The organism is Blastococcus sp. TBT05-19, assembly GCF_003319095.1.
Classification (GTDB): domain Bacteria; phylum Actinomycetota; class Actinomycetes; order Mycobacteriales; family Geodermatophilaceae; genus Blastococcus.
In genome coordinates this window covers 97,497-111,857 of sequence record NZ_QOHI01000003.1, presented here as the reverse complement: position 1 = coordinate 111,857, position 14,361 = coordinate 97,497, and the positions used below count along the sequence as shown (strand labels likewise).

At 76.1% G+C, this 14,361-nt stretch carries 17 protein-coding genes; 4 read left to right on the top strand and 13 right to left on the bottom strand.

Features of this window, described 5'->3' with window-relative positions:
- Positions 1-28: 28 nt before the first annotated feature.
- A complete protein-coding gene (locus DQ244_RS20155; RefSeq protein WP_199580324.1) occupies positions 29-1,288 on the top strand; it encodes an isochorismate synthase MenF in 1,260 nt (419 codons plus the stop codon).
- Between the two features lies 1 nt (position 1,289).
- Here DQ244_RS20155 and DQ244_RS09530 read toward each other — a convergent pair whose 3' ends face one another.
- The 3 genes from DQ244_RS09530 to DQ244_RS09520 form a co-directional block, all read right to left on the bottom strand.
- Positions 1,290-1,646 carry a hypothetical protein gene (locus tag DQ244_RS09530; protein WP_147251496.1) on the bottom strand — a complete coding sequence of 119 codons (357 nt, stop codon included), beginning with the start codon at positions 1,644-1,646 and terminating at the stop codon, positions 1,290-1,292.
- Positions 1,647-1,728: 82 nt separating this feature from the next.
- Positions 1,729-3,396, bottom strand: coding sequence for a 2-succinyl-5-enolpyruvyl-6-hydroxy-3-cyclohexene-1-carboxylic-acid synthase (gene menD / locus DQ244_RS09525; RefSeq protein ID WP_113811265.1), 1,668 nt, complete (start codon positions 3,394-3,396; stop codon positions 1,729-1,731).
- Positions 3,393-4,361: an o-succinylbenzoate synthase gene (locus tag DQ244_RS09520; protein ID WP_113811264.1), complete on the bottom strand. Its 969-nt coding sequence runs from the start codon at positions 4,359-4,361 to the stop codon at positions 3,393-3,395. Before DQ244_RS09520 ends, menD begins: the two co-directional genes overlap by 4 nt.
- Before the next feature lie 40 nt (positions 4,362-4,401).
- On the opposite strand from DQ244_RS09520, the gene menE reads away from it, so the two are divergent.
- Together menE and DQ244_RS09510 are read left to right on the top strand one after the other, a co-directional pair.
- Positions 4,402-5,517, top strand: a complete 1,116-nt coding sequence (gene menE, locus DQ244_RS09515; protein WP_113811263.1) for an o-succinylbenzoate--CoA ligase — start codon at positions 4,402-4,404, stop codon at positions 5,515-5,517.
- Complete coding sequence (locus tag DQ244_RS09510) at positions 5,517-6,386, top strand: 1,4-dihydroxy-2-naphthoate polyprenyltransferase (protein WP_113811262.1); 870 nt, start codon at positions 5,517-5,519, stop codon at positions 6,384-6,386. The genes menE and DQ244_RS09510 overlap by 1 nt, the downstream gene beginning before the upstream one ends.
- A 3-nt stretch (positions 6,387-6,389) precedes the next feature.
- Here DQ244_RS09510 and DQ244_RS09505 read toward each other — a convergent pair whose 3' ends face one another.
- Together DQ244_RS09505 and DQ244_RS09500 are read right to left on the bottom strand one after the other, a co-directional pair.
- A complete protein-coding gene (locus DQ244_RS09505) occupies positions 6,390-6,680 on the bottom strand; it encodes a DUF4229 domain-containing protein (RefSeq protein WP_113811261.1) in 291 nt (96 codons plus the stop codon).
- A complete protein-coding gene (locus DQ244_RS09500; RefSeq protein WP_233491291.1) occupies positions 6,673-7,101 on the bottom strand; it encodes an Lrp/AsnC family transcriptional regulator in 429 nt (142 codons plus the stop codon). The genes DQ244_RS09505 and DQ244_RS09500 overlap by 8 nt, the downstream gene beginning before the upstream one ends.
- 108 nt (positions 7,102-7,209) lie before the next feature.
- On the opposite strand from DQ244_RS09500, the gene DQ244_RS09495 reads away from it, so the two are divergent.
- Positions 7,210-7,419, top strand: a complete 210-nt coding sequence (locus DQ244_RS09495) for a hypothetical protein (RefSeq protein WP_113811259.1) — start codon at positions 7,210-7,212, stop codon at positions 7,417-7,419.
- A 57-nt stretch (positions 7,420-7,476) separates the two neighbouring features.
- Here the strand turns inward: DQ244_RS09495 and DQ244_RS09490 are convergent, their stop codons facing one another.
- The 8 genes from DQ244_RS09490 to DQ244_RS09455 form a co-directional block, all read right to left on the bottom strand.
- Positions 7,477-7,770 carry a hypothetical protein gene (locus DQ244_RS09490; protein ID WP_113811258.1) on the bottom strand — a complete coding sequence of 98 codons (294 nt, stop codon included), beginning with the start codon at positions 7,768-7,770 and terminating at the stop codon, positions 7,477-7,479.
- 122 nt (positions 7,771-7,892) lie between these two features.
- Positions 7,893-8,852, bottom strand: a complete 960-nt coding sequence (ccsB, locus tag DQ244_RS09485; protein ID WP_113811257.1) for a c-type cytochrome biogenesis protein CcsB — start codon at positions 8,850-8,852, stop codon at positions 7,893-7,895.
- Complete coding sequence (locus DQ244_RS09480; RefSeq protein WP_113811256.1) at positions 8,845-10,470, bottom strand: cytochrome c biogenesis protein ResB; 1,626 nt, start codon at positions 10,468-10,470, stop codon at positions 8,845-8,847. Before DQ244_RS09480 ends, ccsB begins: the two co-directional genes overlap by 8 nt.
- Positions 10,467-11,312: a cytochrome c biogenesis CcdA family protein gene (locus DQ244_RS09475; protein ID WP_113811255.1), complete on the bottom strand. Its 846-nt coding sequence runs from the start codon at positions 11,310-11,312 to the stop codon at positions 10,467-10,469. The genes DQ244_RS09480 and DQ244_RS09475 overlap by 4 nt, the downstream gene beginning before the upstream one ends.
- A gap of 1 nt (position 11,313) precedes the next feature.
- A complete protein-coding gene (locus DQ244_RS09470) occupies positions 11,314-11,892 on the bottom strand; it encodes a TlpA disulfide reductase family protein (protein ID WP_113811254.1) in 579 nt (192 codons plus the stop codon).
- Entirely contained in the window at positions 11,889-12,524 is a 636-nt protein-coding gene (locus DQ244_RS09465; protein WP_113811253.1) for a histidine phosphatase family protein, read from the bottom strand. Before DQ244_RS09465 ends, DQ244_RS09470 begins: the two co-directional genes overlap by 4 nt.
- A complete protein-coding gene (gene hemL / locus DQ244_RS09460) occupies positions 12,521-13,894 on the bottom strand; it encodes a glutamate-1-semialdehyde 2,1-aminomutase (RefSeq protein ID WP_113811252.1) in 1,374 nt (457 codons plus the stop codon). Before hemL ends, DQ244_RS09465 begins: the two co-directional genes overlap by 4 nt.
- The gene (locus DQ244_RS09455; RefSeq protein ID WP_113811251.1) at positions 13,891-14,361 is read right to left on the bottom strand and encodes a hypothetical protein; all 471 of its coding nucleotides are present in this window, start codon (positions 14,359-14,361) and stop codon (positions 13,891-13,893) included. Before DQ244_RS09455 ends, hemL begins: the two co-directional genes overlap by 4 nt.

Below are 14,361 nucleotides of genomic sequence, written 5' to 3'. Positions count from 1 at the left end.
ACGCTACAAGGCCTCCTACTCTGAACACGTGACCGCGGCCGCCCTGACCTCCCCGGCAGCGGCGTCGCGCACCGTCACCACGGTCCGGTCCGACGCCGCCGGCGACCTGCTGGACCTGCTCCCGGCCCGGGGCGGGCTGTCCTGGGTGCGCCGCGGTGAGGGCCTGGTCGGCTGGGGCGAGGCCGCGCGGCTCGAGGTCACCGGCCCCCGCGCGCTGGCCGACGCCGCCGCCTGGTGGGACGAGTACACCGCCGGCCTCGACGTCGACGACGCGCTCGGCGTCCCCGGCTCGGGACCGGTCCTCTTCGGCAGCATCGCCTTCGACCCGGTCGCCGGGACGTCGGTGTTCGTCGTCCCCGAGGTCGTGGTCGGACGGCGCGACGGCGTCGGCTGGATCACCGCCGTCGGCACCGCGCCCACAGCCCCCGTACCCACCGCCCTGGACGACGGCCCCGCCCCCCGCCTCCGCTACGCCGACGGTGCGCTGGACCCGGCGAGCTGGTGCGCCGCCGTGGCCCAGGCCGTCCAGCGGATCGACGCCGGCGAGCTGGCCAAGGTGGTCCTCGCCCGCGACCTCTTCGTCTCCTCCGACGTGCCGCTGGACCCCCGGCGGATGCTGCGCCGGCTGGCCGCCCGCTTCCCCGACTGCTGGACCTTCGCCGTCGACGGGCTGCTGGGCGCCACCCCCGAGCTGCTGCTGCGCCGCACCGGCCGGCGGCTGTCCGCCCGCGTCCTGGCCGGCACCGCACCGCGCGGCGCGGGCGCGGAGGACGAGCGCCTGGCGCGGGCGCTGCTGGCCTCGCCCAAGGACCGCGCCGAGCACTCGCTCGCCGTGGACTCGCTGGTCAGGGCGCTGGAGCCCTACTGCGACACCCTCGACTCCCCCGCCGAGCCGCAGCTGCTCACGCTGGCCAACGTGCGCCACCTGGCCACCGACGTCGTCGGCACCCAGGCCGCGCGGGGCCGGGCCTCGGGCGCCGACCTGCTCGAGCTGGTGGGCGCGGTGCACCCGACCGCCGCCGTCTGCGGCACGCCCACCCCCGACGCCGCCGCGCTGATCGGCGAGCTGGAGGGCATGGACCGCGGCCGCTACGCGGGCCCGGTCGGCTGGCTGGACGCCACCGGCGACGGCGAGTTCGGGCTGGCGCTGCGCTGCGCCGAGCTCGTGGGCGACGACGGCGCACGGCTGTTCGCCGGCTGCGGGATCGTCGCCGGGTCCGACCCGGCCGCGGAGCTGGCCGAGACGCAGTCGAAGTTCGCCGCGTTCCAGGCCGCGCTCGAAGGCTGAGTCAGCCGCCGTCGGGCCCCGCGTCGGCGCCGGCCGGGAAGGGGCGCAGCGAGCGCCAGGCCACCGGCACCGCCGACCCGTAGAGCAGGGCCAGGGCGCGGAGCGGGTGCAGGAGCAGGTTCGTGCCGGGCCGGAGCTGGCGCGAGACCAGCGCGAGCACCAGCGAGCACGCGACCAGCAGCGACAGCGCCACCACGGGCACCAGCACCGACGATCGCCCGGAGGTCGTCGGGCCGAACACCACCAGCAGCGCCAGGCCCACCGCGTGCCCCGCGTACAGCGCCGCCACCATCCCCAGGTAGAGGACGGCGACCGGCGTGCTGAGCCCGAGCTCCTGCCCGATCCGCGCGTTCGTCATCGCGGCGGACACTCGCCGAGTCCCGCCGACCCGGCAAGGCGGACCGCACGACCGGCCGCCCGGTCACCCGATCGGGTGACCCTCAGTCCTGGAGCGCTGCCGCGGCGGCGGACCGGAGATCGCCGGCCAGCTGCGCCTCGGCGCGCTGGTCGGTGCCGACGACGACCACCCGCGGGCCGCCCAGGGCGAGCGCGCCGGCGAGCTCGGACGACGACCGCACCCGCGACGCCGCCCAGCCCAGCGACTCCGCCACCGCGACCAGGTCGCGCCCGTGCGGCGTGCCGAACACCCGCCGGTAGTCCGCGACGTACCGGTCCTGGCCCGGCTCCAGCTGGGCGAAGATCCCGCCGCCGTCGTTGTCCGGGACGACGACCGTGAGGTCCGGCCGCCGCTCCCCCTCGCCGAGCAGCAGGCCGCTGAGGTCGTGCAGGAACGTCAGGTCGCCCATCAGCGCGAACGCCGGGCCGCGGTGCACCAGCGCGGCCCCGACCGCGGTGGAGATCGTGCCGTCGATGCCGGCCACGCCGCGGTTGGCCAGCACCGTGACGTCGGCCCGCGGCACGGCCAGCCGGTCGACGTCGCGCACCGGCGTGGACGAGCCGAGCACCAGCAGCGCACCGGCCGGGAGCGCGGCGACGACGTCACGGGCGAGCCGCGCGGCGGTCAGCGACGGCGACCCGTCCAGCGCCGCGTCGACGGCGGACCCCACCCGGTCGGCGGCCGCGCGCCAGGAGGCCGTCCAGTCCGCGTCGGCGTCCCCGTCGGCACCCGCGAAGATCCGGGAGACCCGTGCGCTGGCGCGGACCGCGTCGGCCCACCCGGGAACGGCGCTGACCGTCTCGACCGTGACGGCGGGATCGGCCAGCAGCGCGTTGACCGGCCGGGAGAGCGTCGGCCGGCCGACGACCAGCACGTGGTCGGGGCGGTGCGCGGCGAGCCACTCCCCGGCGCCCAGCAGCAGCACGCCGGCGCGCAGGCCGCGACCCCACTGCCCGCTGCTCGGCTCGGCCACGACCGGCCAGGGGAAGGCGTCGTCCAGCCCGGAGGCGGCCATCGCGGGGCCGTCCCCGCAGACCACCAGGGTGCGCGGTGGCAGGCGGTGCGCGGTCGCGGCGTAGCCGGGCGAGGGCAGCGCCGCGGTCCACGGAGCGCCGTCCGGTCGGCCGTGGAACTCCGCGGGGAGGTCGTCGCCGTCGGGCATCAGCGGCTCACGCAGCGCCAGGTTCAGCTGCACCGGGCCCGGGTCGCCCGACAGCACGCCGGAGGCGGTGACGAGCGCCTTGGCCACCAGCGAGCGCCAGTAGCGGTTCTGCGCCTCCTCGCGGCCTGCCTCGGGCACGCCGACGTCGAGCGCCCAGCGCACCGCGCCGCCGTAGAGGCCGGCCTGCTCGATGGTCTGGTTCGCCCCCGTGGCGCGCAGCTCCGGCGGCCGGTCGGCGGTCAGCGCCAGCAGCGGCACCCCGCTCTCGTGCGCCTCCAGCACGGCGGCGTGCAGGTGCGCGGTCGCCGTCCCCGAGGTCGTGAGCACCGGTACCGGCCGCCCGGAGGCCTTGGCCAGCCCCAGCGCCAGGAAGGACGCCGTCCGCTCGTCGATGCGCACGTGCAGCCGCAGCCGGCCGTCGCGCTCGGCGGCCGCGAGGGCCAGCGCGACGGGAGCCGAGCGGGAGCCGGGCGCGAGCACCGCGTCGGTCACGCCGCCGCGCACCAGCTCGTCGACCAGCACGCGCGCGAAGGCGGAAGAGGGGTTCACGCGGCGAGCACCTCGTCGATCCGGGCCCGCCAGCGGGCGGCGGTGCCCTCGCCGGCGGCGACGTCGGCCCGCCGATCGGGCTCGGGGCGGACGACCGGCAGGGCGCCGTCGACCGGCAGCAGGGAGGCCGAGCAGACGTCGCCGGTGAAGAGGGCGACGGTGGCCAGCCCGCAGGCGAAGGGCAGCTCCGGCAGCGCCGCGGCCAGCGCGACGCCGGCCGCGATGCCGATCGACGACTCCAGAGCCGAGGAGACGACGCACGGCAGCCCGTGCGCCTCGGCCACCCGCAGCGCCGCCCGCACCCCGCCGAGGGGCTGCACCTTGAGGACGACGACGTCGCCGGCCTCGCGCAGGTCCACCCGCAGCGGGTCGCCGGAGCGCCGGACGCCCTCGTCGACGGCGATCCGCACGTCGATGCGGCGGCGAAGCACGGCCAGCTCGTCCAGCCCGGCGCACGGCTGCTCCACGTACTCCAGCCCCACCGCCGCGTCCAGCGACCGGATCCGGGTGACCGCGGTGTCGACGTCCCAGGCGGCGTTCGCGTCGACGCGGATCGCGCCGGTCGGCCCCAGCGCCGAGCGCACGGCCTCCACGCGCGCCAGGTCGTCGGCCGCGGTCTGCCCCGGCTCGGCGACCTTCACCTTCGCGGTGCGGCAGCCCGAGGCGGTGACGATCGCGTGCGCCCGCTCGGCGTCCACCGCGGGCACGGTGACGTTGACCGGCACCCGGTCGCGCAGCGGTGCGGGCCAGCCGTCGACGGCGGCCTCGACGGCGGCGGCCCACCAGCGGCGGCTCTCGGCGGCGTCGTAGTCCCAGAACGGGGAGAACTCGCCCCAGCCGGCGGGGCCGCGCAGCAGCACCCCGTCACGCACGTCGATGCCCCGGAAGCGGGTGCGCAGCGGCACCTCGTAGACCGCCAGCTCGGTGCTCCCCGCCGGCAGCGCGGCGGCGGGGGCGGGAGTCATGATGATCAGCCTAGAAGGGGCAGACGTAATCTCGTCCCTCGTGGCTCGGTACCTCACCCTCGTGCGTGCGGCCGAGCTCTCGGACGACGACGTCCGCGCCGCCCTGGACGGCGGGCGCCCGCTGGCCGTCCTCCCCTCGGGCGCGCCCGCCGTCGTCGACGCCGCCCGCGCGGTGCTGCGTCCCGAGGAGCCCCTGGAGCCGGGGGCGGACCTCGTCGTCGTCACCTCCGGCTCGACCGGCGGCGGACGCGGGGTGCTGCTCCCCGCCGGTGCGCTGCGGGCGTCCGCGGCCGCGACGCTGGACCGGATCGGTGGCCCGGGCAGCTGGCTGCTCGCCCTGCCCGTCTCGGCGATCGCCGGGTTGCAGGTGGTGTGCCGCGCGCTGCTGAGCGACCGCGCCCCCGTCCGGCTCACCGGCACGCTCGCCGAGACGGTGTCGCGCATGCCGGCCGGCGACCGCCGCTACACCTCGATGGTGCCGACGCAGCTGCGCCGCTGGCTCGACACCGAGCCCGACGCGCTGCGGGCCTTCGACGCGGTCCTGGTCGGCGGCGCGGCGACCGACCCCGCGCTGCTCGACCGCGCCCGCGCCGAGGGCGTCGCTGTCGTGACCACCTACGGGATGACCGAGACCGCCGGCGGCTGCGTCTACGACGGCCTGCCGCTCGAAGGTATCGAGGTCCGTGTGACGGACGGGATCGAGCTGGCCGGTCCGGTGCTGGCGCTGGGGTACCGGGGCGACCCCGAGGGCACCGCCGCCGCCTTCTCCGCCGAGGGGTGGTTCCGCACCCGGGACGCCGGCACGCTCGGCCCCGACGGCCGGCTGACCGTGCAGGGCCGGCTGGACGACGTCGTCATCTCCGGCGGGGTGAACGTGGCCCCCGCCGCGGTCGAGGCGGCGCTGCGGGAGCACCCCGACGTCGCGGACGCGGTCGTCGTCGGCCGCCCCGACCCGGAGTGGGGGCAGCGCGTCGTCGCCGCCGTCGTCCCCGCGCCGGGAGCCACCCCCGACCTCGCCGTCCTGCGCCCCTGGGTGGCCGAGCGGCTGGGCGCCGCGGCCGCCCCCCGCCGGCTGCACCTGGTCGACTCCATCCCGACCCTGCACACGGGCAAGCCCGACCGCCGCGCCGTCGCGGCCCGCATCCCGGAGGTCTGATGGCCACCCCCGCGCAGTGGCTGGCCGGCGCCCGCCCCCGCACCCTGCCCGCCGCGCTCGCCCCGGTCCTCGTGGGCACCGGCGCCGCCGTCGCCCTCGACGGTTTCCGGCCGGCACCCGCGCTGCTGGCGCTGCTGGTCGCCCTGGCCCTGCAGGTGGCGGTCAACTACGCCAACGACTACTCCGACGGCAAGCGCGGCACCGACGCCGACCGGGTCGGGCCGATGCGGCTGGTCGGCTCGGGCGCCGCCTCACCGCGGCAGGTGCTGGTCGCCGCGCTGGTCTCCTTCGCCGTCGCCGGGGTGGCCGGGCTCGCGCTGGCCGCGCTGTCCAGCTGGTGGCTGGTCGCGGTCGGGGCGATCTGCATGGCCGCGGCGTGGACCTACACCGGCGGCCCGCTCCCCTACGGGTACCGGGCGCTGGGCGAGGTCTTCGTCTTCGTGTTCTTCGGGCCGGTCGCCGTGGTCGGCACCACCTTCGTGCAGACCCGCACGCTCGAGGGGCTCGCGTTCGCGATGTCGGTGCCCCTCGGGCTGCTGATCGTGGCGATCCTGGTCGTCAACAACCTGCGCGACCTGGCGGGGGACGCCGAGGTCGGCAAGCGGACCCTCGCCGTGCTGCTGGGCGACCGGGCGACGCGGCTGCTGTTCGCCGGGCTCTTCGTCGTCGCCTTCGCCGTCATCGCCGCCGTCGGGATCAGCCGCCCGGCGGCGCTGCTCGGCCTGCTGGCCGCACCGCTGGCCCTGACGCCCGTGCGCACGGTGCTCACCGGCGGCCGGGGACCGGCGCTGATCGCCGCGCTGCAGGGGGCCGGGCTGGTCACCCTGGCCACCGGGATCCTGCTGGGCGCGGGGCTCGCGCTGAGCTGAGGGTCAGCGCTCGCCGGCGAGCCGGTCGCGCAGGTCCTCCTTGGCCGCCCGCTTCTCGGCGGCCCGGGCGGCCAGCGCCTCGGTCAGCCGGTCGCGCGAGGGGCGCAGGAGCAGGTAGGACACCGGCATGGAGAGCAGCAGGCCGAACAGCAGGCCCGGGAAGCTGCCGAGGCCCACCTGCCACAGGATCAGCACCAGCAGCGCGGCGATGCCGAACCTGCCGATCACGTAGATCAGCAGCCAGGGCGCGACCTTGGGCCGCGGTGCGTTCGCCGGGTTGTTCTGCTCAGCCATGACGGCCCTCCCACTTGGTCGACAGGACGACCGTCGTCCGGGTGCGTGCCACCCCTCTGATCCGGTTCAACGCGTTGACGGTGGCCTCGAGTGCCGGGATGTCGGTCACGCGCACCTTGAGCACGTAGCCCTCGCTGCCGGCCACCCGCCAGCAGTCCTCGATGCCGGGGACCTCGCGCATGGCGGCCTCCAGGCCGGTGTCGTCGACCGAGTCGCTCTCGATGACGCCGATCAGCGCCGTGACGTCCAGGCCCACCGCCGAGGGGTCGACCACCGCGCGGTAGCCGGTGACGACGCCCGCCGCCTCCAGCTTGCCCACGCGCTCGTGCACCGCGGGCGAGGAGAGCCCGACCTGGCGGGCGAGCTCGGCGTAGCTGGCCCGCCCGTTGGCGCGCAGCAGGTCGATCAGCTGCTGGTCCACGGCGTCGATGGGGGTTCTCCGTCCAGGCGGTGCGAGCCGGATCGCCCGCTCGTCGGCACCGAGTATCCCCGGCGGTCGTACGCTGGGGTCCGACGAGGGGGTGGGCCCGTGGTGTTCCTGGTGGTGCTCGTGGCGGCAGTCGTCGTACTGCTGCTCGTCGTCCGTGCCGCGGCGGCGTCGGGCAAGCCCGACCGCGCCGCCCGCCGGGCTCCGCGGCCGCCCCAGAGGCGGGTACCTCCGCCGGCGCCCGACGACGACCCGGAGTTCCTGCGCGAGCTCGGTCGCCGCATCCGCAAGGACGACGGCTCCCCCGCTTAGGCCCCGTCCAGAGGCTCGCCGCGAGCCTGCGAGTGGTGAGGGGGACGGGGTCCTTCTTCAGGCGGCGCGCGCTCCGAACAACCGGCGCCAGCCGCGCCGTGCGCGCGTCCCGGCCGCATCCGCGGGCACCGCGTCCTCCGCGCCCTGCTCGGGTCCGCCGCCGGGCCAGCCCAGCCCGCCGTCGCCCGGCTCGGGTGCGTCCGGGGTCACGGGCCAGCCGAGACCGCTCTCCTCCGGCGCGGACGCCGTGCCGCCGTGGTGGGTGCCGCCGCCGTCGCCCGCCCGCTGCGCCAGCGCCGCGGCCACGAGGGGGTGCGCCCCGGCGCCGTCGGCCGCGGTGTGCCTACCCATGCCGCACCTCCGTGACGACCGGTCCCCGCTGTCCGTGCTGCATGGGGGCATGGAAGCACGCGCGTCGGACGTGGTCACGGGTATCCCGCGCGGTTGTCGCCCGGACGGGGTGGTGCTGACGCTCAGTCGACCCCGGCGTAGCTGTGCAGCCCGGTGGAGACGAGGTTGACGAACGTCAGGTTGAAGATCATGACGGCCAGGCCGACGACGTTGACCCACGCAGCCGGGCGCCCCCGCCAGCCCGCCGTCGTGCGGGCGTGCAGGTAGGCCGCGTAGACCACCCAGGCCACGAAGGACCAGGTCTCCTTGGGGTCCCAGCCCCAGAAGCGGCCCCAGGCGGCCTCGGCCCAGATCGCGCCGGCGATGACCGCGAAGGTCCAGATCGGGAAGCCGAAGACGGCGGTGCGGTGCGCCAGCCGGTCCAGCGCCGCCGGGGAGGGCAGCCGCGAGACGAGCCCCGTGCCGGCCTCGGCGCCGGGCCGGGAGCGCACCAGGTACAGGACGCTGGCGATGCCGCTGACCATGAAGATGCCGAAGCCGAGGATGGCCGCCGTGACGTGGATGGCCAGCCAGTAGGACCGCAGCGCGGCGACGACCGGCGCGGCCTCGGTGTAGAGGCCCAGCCCGATGGCGACCAGCGACAGGATCACCGGCGCCATCATGAACACGCCGATGTGCCGCAGGTTCGGCGAGCGGACGGCGAAGACCACGAAGGCCACCACGGCGACGAGCACGACCGCCGTCGCGAACTCGTACATGTTGCCCCAGGGCAGGCGGTCGGTCGCCAGGCCGCGGGTCAGCAGGACGCCGGCGTGCGTCAGCGCCCCGAGCACCGTGACGCCGAGGGCGACGACCCCCCAGCGGTTGGCGCCCGGGGTCTCCGCGGCGGTGCCCGCTGCGGGGCGGTCGGCGAGCGCGACCCCGCCGCCCTGCCCGGTCTCGGCCCCGACGAGCTCCTCGGCCCGCCGGCGACGCCGGCCGAAGGCGAGCTCCGCGCAGTAGGCGACCAGCGCCGCCGAGTAGAGCGCGACGCTCACGGAGAAGAGGGTGTTCGACAGCTCGGCGAGCGAGGAGTCAGTCACGCGGGGGGACCTCCGGATCGGACGGTGCGGTGCGGGGGGCGGCCGCGGTGAGCGCGGCCCGGAGTTCGTCGGACAGCTCGGTGAACCGCGGCCCGCTCTCACCGCCGCCGCGTGCGAGCGAGGCGATCGTCAGCACGGTACCGCTCCCGTCCGGGGCGGACCCGGCGCGGGCGAAGACCCGCTCGCGGCGCAGCAGGAGCAGGCCGAGCAGCCCGCCGAGCAGCGCGACGGCCGCGGCGAGGACCCAGAGCTGGCCAGGGTCGTGGGAGTACTGGAGCGCGGCGAACTCCTTGTAGCCGGTGAAGGTCACCTGGGTGCCGTCGGGCAGGTCCAGCGACTCCCCCACCCGCAGGTTCGCCGCGCCGACCTCGGTGAGCCGGCCGCGCTCGATCTGGCTGCGGTCGAGGGAGTAGACCGACTGCGGCAGACCGGAGTCCAGGCCCAGGTAGCCCTGGTAGGCGATGATCGCGACCTGCGGGGCGAGCGGGCGCGGGTCCACCGAGGTGAGCACCCCGCCCTGCAGCAGGCCCGTCGGCGCGAAGAAGCCCTCGATCGCCAGCTGGTCGTCCTGGCCCGCGCCCAGGTCGGGGAGCTTGAGCGCACCCTCGCTGGCCAGCGTCCGCTGGTCGGTGGGCAGGAACGGCGTCGCGACGTCGGTGAAGGCGGTGCCGTCGGGCAGCGTCACCGAGAACGTCGGGCTGAAGCCGTGACCGGTGACGTAGACGCGGTCGCCGTCGATGCGCAGCGGCTCGTTGACGCCGATCGTCGTCTTCCGCTCCTCGCCCTGCGGGTCGCCGTAGCGGATGTCGGCGGTGAAGGAGGACGCCGTCAGGTTCTCCTCGTACTCGGCGCGGAACTGCTCGAGGTCGACGCACATCGAGCTCAGGTCGCCGCTGTCGACCAGCGGGCCGGAGGAGTAGGTGTCGTACTGCTGGAACGAGTTGCAGAAGCCCTGGCCCTCGGTGACCAGGATGCTGCCCTCGTAGCCCCACATCTTCCCGCCGGCCAGCCCCAGCAGGAGCGCGAGCAGGGAGAGGTGGAACAGCAGGTTCCCGGTCTCCTTGAGGTAGCCCTTCTCGGCCGAGAGCTCGGGACCGCCCGCGGTCTCCCGCCGCACGACGCGGAACCGGCGCACCCGCAGCTCCTCCTCGACCACGTCGAGCGCGGCGGCGGGCGGCAGGGAGCTGTCCAGCCGGCCGGAGTCGGGCAGCCGGAGCAGGTTGCGCGGAGCCGGGGGCGGCGGGGTGCGCAGCGACCGGAAGTGCTCGGCCGCCCGCGGCAGCACGCAGCCGATGAGCGAGAGGAACAGCAGCAGGTAGATCGCGGCGAACCACGGCGAGCTGAAGACGTCGAACAGGTAGAGGTCGTCGAGCACCGGCGCGAGGTCCGGGTGGTCGGTGAAGTACTGGCGCACGTTGTTCTGCGACAGCGAGCGCTGCGGCAGCAGCGAGCCGGGCACCGCGGCCAGGGCGAGCAGGAACAGCAGGATGATCGCGGTCCGCATCGCGGTGAGCCGGCGCCACCAGCGCAGCAGCAGCGCGCCGACCCGCCGCCCCGCCGAGGGGCCCGACGGCGGCGGGGGCGGCGTCGCCGGGCGGGCGGGGGCCTCGACGCTCACAGCGAGGTCTCCGCGAACCCGGTGGCCGCGAGCCAGGAGCGCAGCCAGCCCATCATCTCGGTCCACGCGCCGGAGACCAGCAGCAGGCCGACGACCACGAGCACGACCCCGCCGAAGCGGGTCACGGCCTGCGCGTGCCGGCGCAGGAACGTGGTCGCCCCGAGCGCCCAGCGGGCGCCCAGCGCGACGAGGACGAACGGCACCCCGAGCCCGAGGCAGTAGGCCAGGCCGAGGATCGCGCCACGACCCGCGGTCGCCTCGGCGAAGGCGAGGTTCTGCACCGCGGCGAGCGTCGGGCCCAGGCACGGTGTCCAGCCCAGGCCGAAGACGACGCCGAGCAGCGGCGCGCCCGCCAGGCCCACCGTCGGGCGCACGGTCAGCCGCTTGGTCCGCTGCAGCAGCGGGAGCCAGCCGAGGAAGCCCAGCCCGACGAGGACGGTCACCACGCCCATGACGCGGGTGATGACGTCGTTGTGCACGAGCAGCAGGCGGCCCAGCCCGCCGAAGGCGCTGCTGATCGAGACGAAGACCGCGGTGAACCCCAGCACGAACAGGACGGCGCCCAGCACCATGCGCCCGCGCGGCGAGCGCTCGTCGACCCGCACCGCCGTCGCCGTCGCCGTCCCTGCAGTCGTCGTCGCTGTCGTCGCGGGGGCACCCGCGGGCACCGTCGAGGTCTCCCGCGCGCCCGCCCCGACCAGGCCGGCGACGTAGGACAGGTAGCCCGGCACCAGGGGCAGCACGCAGGGCGAGGCGAAGCTGATCAGCCCGACCAGCGCGGCGACGGCGGCCGCGACGAGCAGGGGGCCGTCGGTGACCAGTCCGGCGAAGGTCTCCCCCACGTCAGGCCCCTTCCGCCAGCACCAGGTCGAGGGTGCGGCGCAGGTCCTCCTGCGTCACCGCGCCGGTGTAGACCGCGGCCACGCGGCCCTGCTGGTCCAGCACGATCGTGGAGGGGATCGCGTTCGCCGGGTAGTCCCGGAACGCCAGCGCGACCTCGCCGCGCGGGTCGTACAGGGACGGGAAGCCGATCTCGAAGCGGTCGATGAAGGCGAGCGCGAACTGGCGGTCGGTCTCCTTCACGTTGATGCCGAGGAACTGCACGCCGGCGTCGGAGTACTCGTCCCACACCTCGTCGAACTCCGGGGTCTCCACGCGGCAGGGCGCGCACCAGGACCCCCAGAAGTTGAGCAGGCCCACCTGCCCGTCGAGCTGGTCGGAGGCGAAGGGGTCACCGGTCTCCACGAGGGTGCCGGAGAACTCCGGGGCGGCGGCCCGCTCGTCGGGCGGGATGACCTCGCCCGACGGCGTCGCCTCCACGAACCGGAACTCGCCCCCGTTGTTGACGTCGACGGCGTCGGCCCCGGTGGTGCACCCGGTGAGCAGGGCGCCGGCCAGCAGCGCGACCGCGGCTGCCCTCATGCGCCCGGCACCGCATCGGGATCGGTGGCGCCGGCCGGCTCGGCGTAGGAGACGCCACGCAGCCGGTCGCCGTCGTAGGTGATCGACGTGACGCTGGCCAGCGCGCACTCGCGGCGACGCGGGTCGTGCAGGTACCGGCGCCCCTCGAGGTGCAGCCGGGTCGTCCAGATGGGCAGCTGGTGGCTCACCAGCACGGCCTCGTGCCCCCGGGCGGCGTCCCGGGCGGCCTCGACCGCGGCGAGCATGCGGGCGGCGATCTCCACGTAGGGCTCGCCCCACGACGGCGCGAACGGGTTGCGCAGCTTCCACCAGTTGCGCGGGGCCCGGAACACCCCGGCCCCGCCGGCGACGGCCATGCCCTCGAAGGCGTTGCCGGCCTCGATGATCCGCTCGTCGACGTGCACCTCGAGGCCCGTGGCGTCGGCGAGCGGCTGCAGGGTCTGCCGGGTCCGCTCCAGCGGGCTGCACACCAGGTGGACGACGTCGTGCCCGGAGAACCAGGCGGCGGCGCGGCGGGCCATGCCCTCGCCGGCGGTGGAGAGGCGGAAGCCGGGCAGCCGCCCGTAGAGGATCCCGTCCGGGTTGTGCACCTCCCCGTGCCGGAGCAGGTGCACCGTCGTCACCTCGCTCACGAGCTCACCTCCGACAGGTCCTGGTCGGCCGGCCGGCCGTCACCGGAGACCGCGGCGGCGGCCCGGGCCGCCGCCGGCAGGGCCTCCAGCACGCGGTCGAGGGCCTCGCCGCGCAGCTGGGCGTTGACGAACCACGACTCGAACGCCGACGGCGGCAGGTAGACACCGCGGGCGAGCAGCTCGTGGAAGAACGCGGTGTAGCGGGCGACGTCCTGGGTCCGGGCGTCGTCGTAGTCGCGCACCTGGCGCTCGTCGGGCACGAAGAAGATGGAGAACATGCTGCCGGCCTGCTGCACGCGGTGCGGCACCCCCGCGGAGAACAGGGCGGCGCTCGCCGCTCCGCGCAGCACCGCCGAGACCTCGTCGCACTGGGCGTAGACCTCGTCCGTGCAGTGCCGCAGCGTGGCCAGGCCCGCGGCCACCGCGACCGGGTTCCCCGAGAGGGTGCCCGCCTGGTACACCGGGCCGGTCGGTGCCAGGTGCGCCATCAGGTCGGCGCGGCCGCCGAACGCCGCCGCGGGCAGCCCACCGCCCATGACCTTGCCGAAGGTGAACAGGTCCGCATCCACCGGGTCCAGGCCGTACCAGCCGGCGCGGGAGACGCGGAAGCCGGTCATGACCTCGTCGAGGACCAGCAGCGCGCCGTGCGCGGCGGTGATCCGCCGCAGCTCGGAGTTGAAGCCGTCCAGCGGCGGGACGACGCCCATGTTGCCGGCGGCGGCCTCGCTGATGACGGCGGCGATCCGCTGCCCCTTCTCGGCGAAGACGGCCTCGACGGCGGCGACGTCGTTGTAGGGCAGGACGATCGTGTCGGCGGCCGCGCCGGTGGTCACGCCGGGGGTGTCGGGCAGCCCGAGGGTGGCGACGCCGGATCCCGCCGCGGCGAGCAGCGCGTCGACGTGGCCGTGGTAGTGGCCGGCGAACTTGACGACCAGCGGCCGCCCCGTGGCGCCGCGGGCCAGCCGGACGGCGGAGAGCACCGCCTCGGTGCCGGAGTTGACCAGGCGCACCCGCTCGACCGGGGCCATCCGGGAGCGGATCTCCTCGGCGAGGTCGAGCTCGCCCTCGGTCGGGGCGCCGAAGGACAGGCCGCGCCGGGCGGCGGCCGCGACGGCGTCGACGACGGCGGGGTGCGCGTGCCCCAGCAGCATCGGGCCCCAGGAGCTGACCAGGTCCACGTACCGGCGCCCGTCGGCGTCGACGATCCAGGGACCGGAGGCCTGCGCCATGAACCGCGGCGTCCCGCCCACGGCCCGGAACGCGCGGACCGGGGAGTTCACGCCGCCGGGGGTGATCTCCTGGCCGCGGGCGAAGAGGTCGGCCGACACAGGGGCCTCGTAGGGGAACGGTGGGCTGTCCGGCGAGGTCACGGTCCCAGTGTCCCCTTCGCGGTGAGCAGTGCAGCCCGCAGGGCGTCCGGATCCCGTGTGGGAACGAGCACTGTCCGCCCGTCGGCCAGCCTCAGCGGCAGCCCGGTGCACCCCTTCGGGACCGACCAGCCGCCGCCGAGCACGGGGGCGCCGGCGTCGACCCCGGACTCGAGCGCGCGCAGGTGGTCGGCGTCGACCTCGGTCAGCGCCACCCGCTCGCGGCCGACGCTCAGCTCGCTCTCCTCGCCGGTCCCCGTGACGCGCACCGTCCAGAGCCGCCGCCCGGCCAGGCTGCCGGAGGTGGCGATGGCCACCACGACGGCGAGCGCGGCCCAGGCGAGCAGGGGCAGGTCGGGCCCGGGGAGCGCCAGCTCGAGGACGACGCACAGCACCGCGAACCCGCCGGCGATCCAGGCCGGGCGCCAGGAGCCGCCCTGCTCCACGTAGTCCTCCGCCGGCGCGGTCAT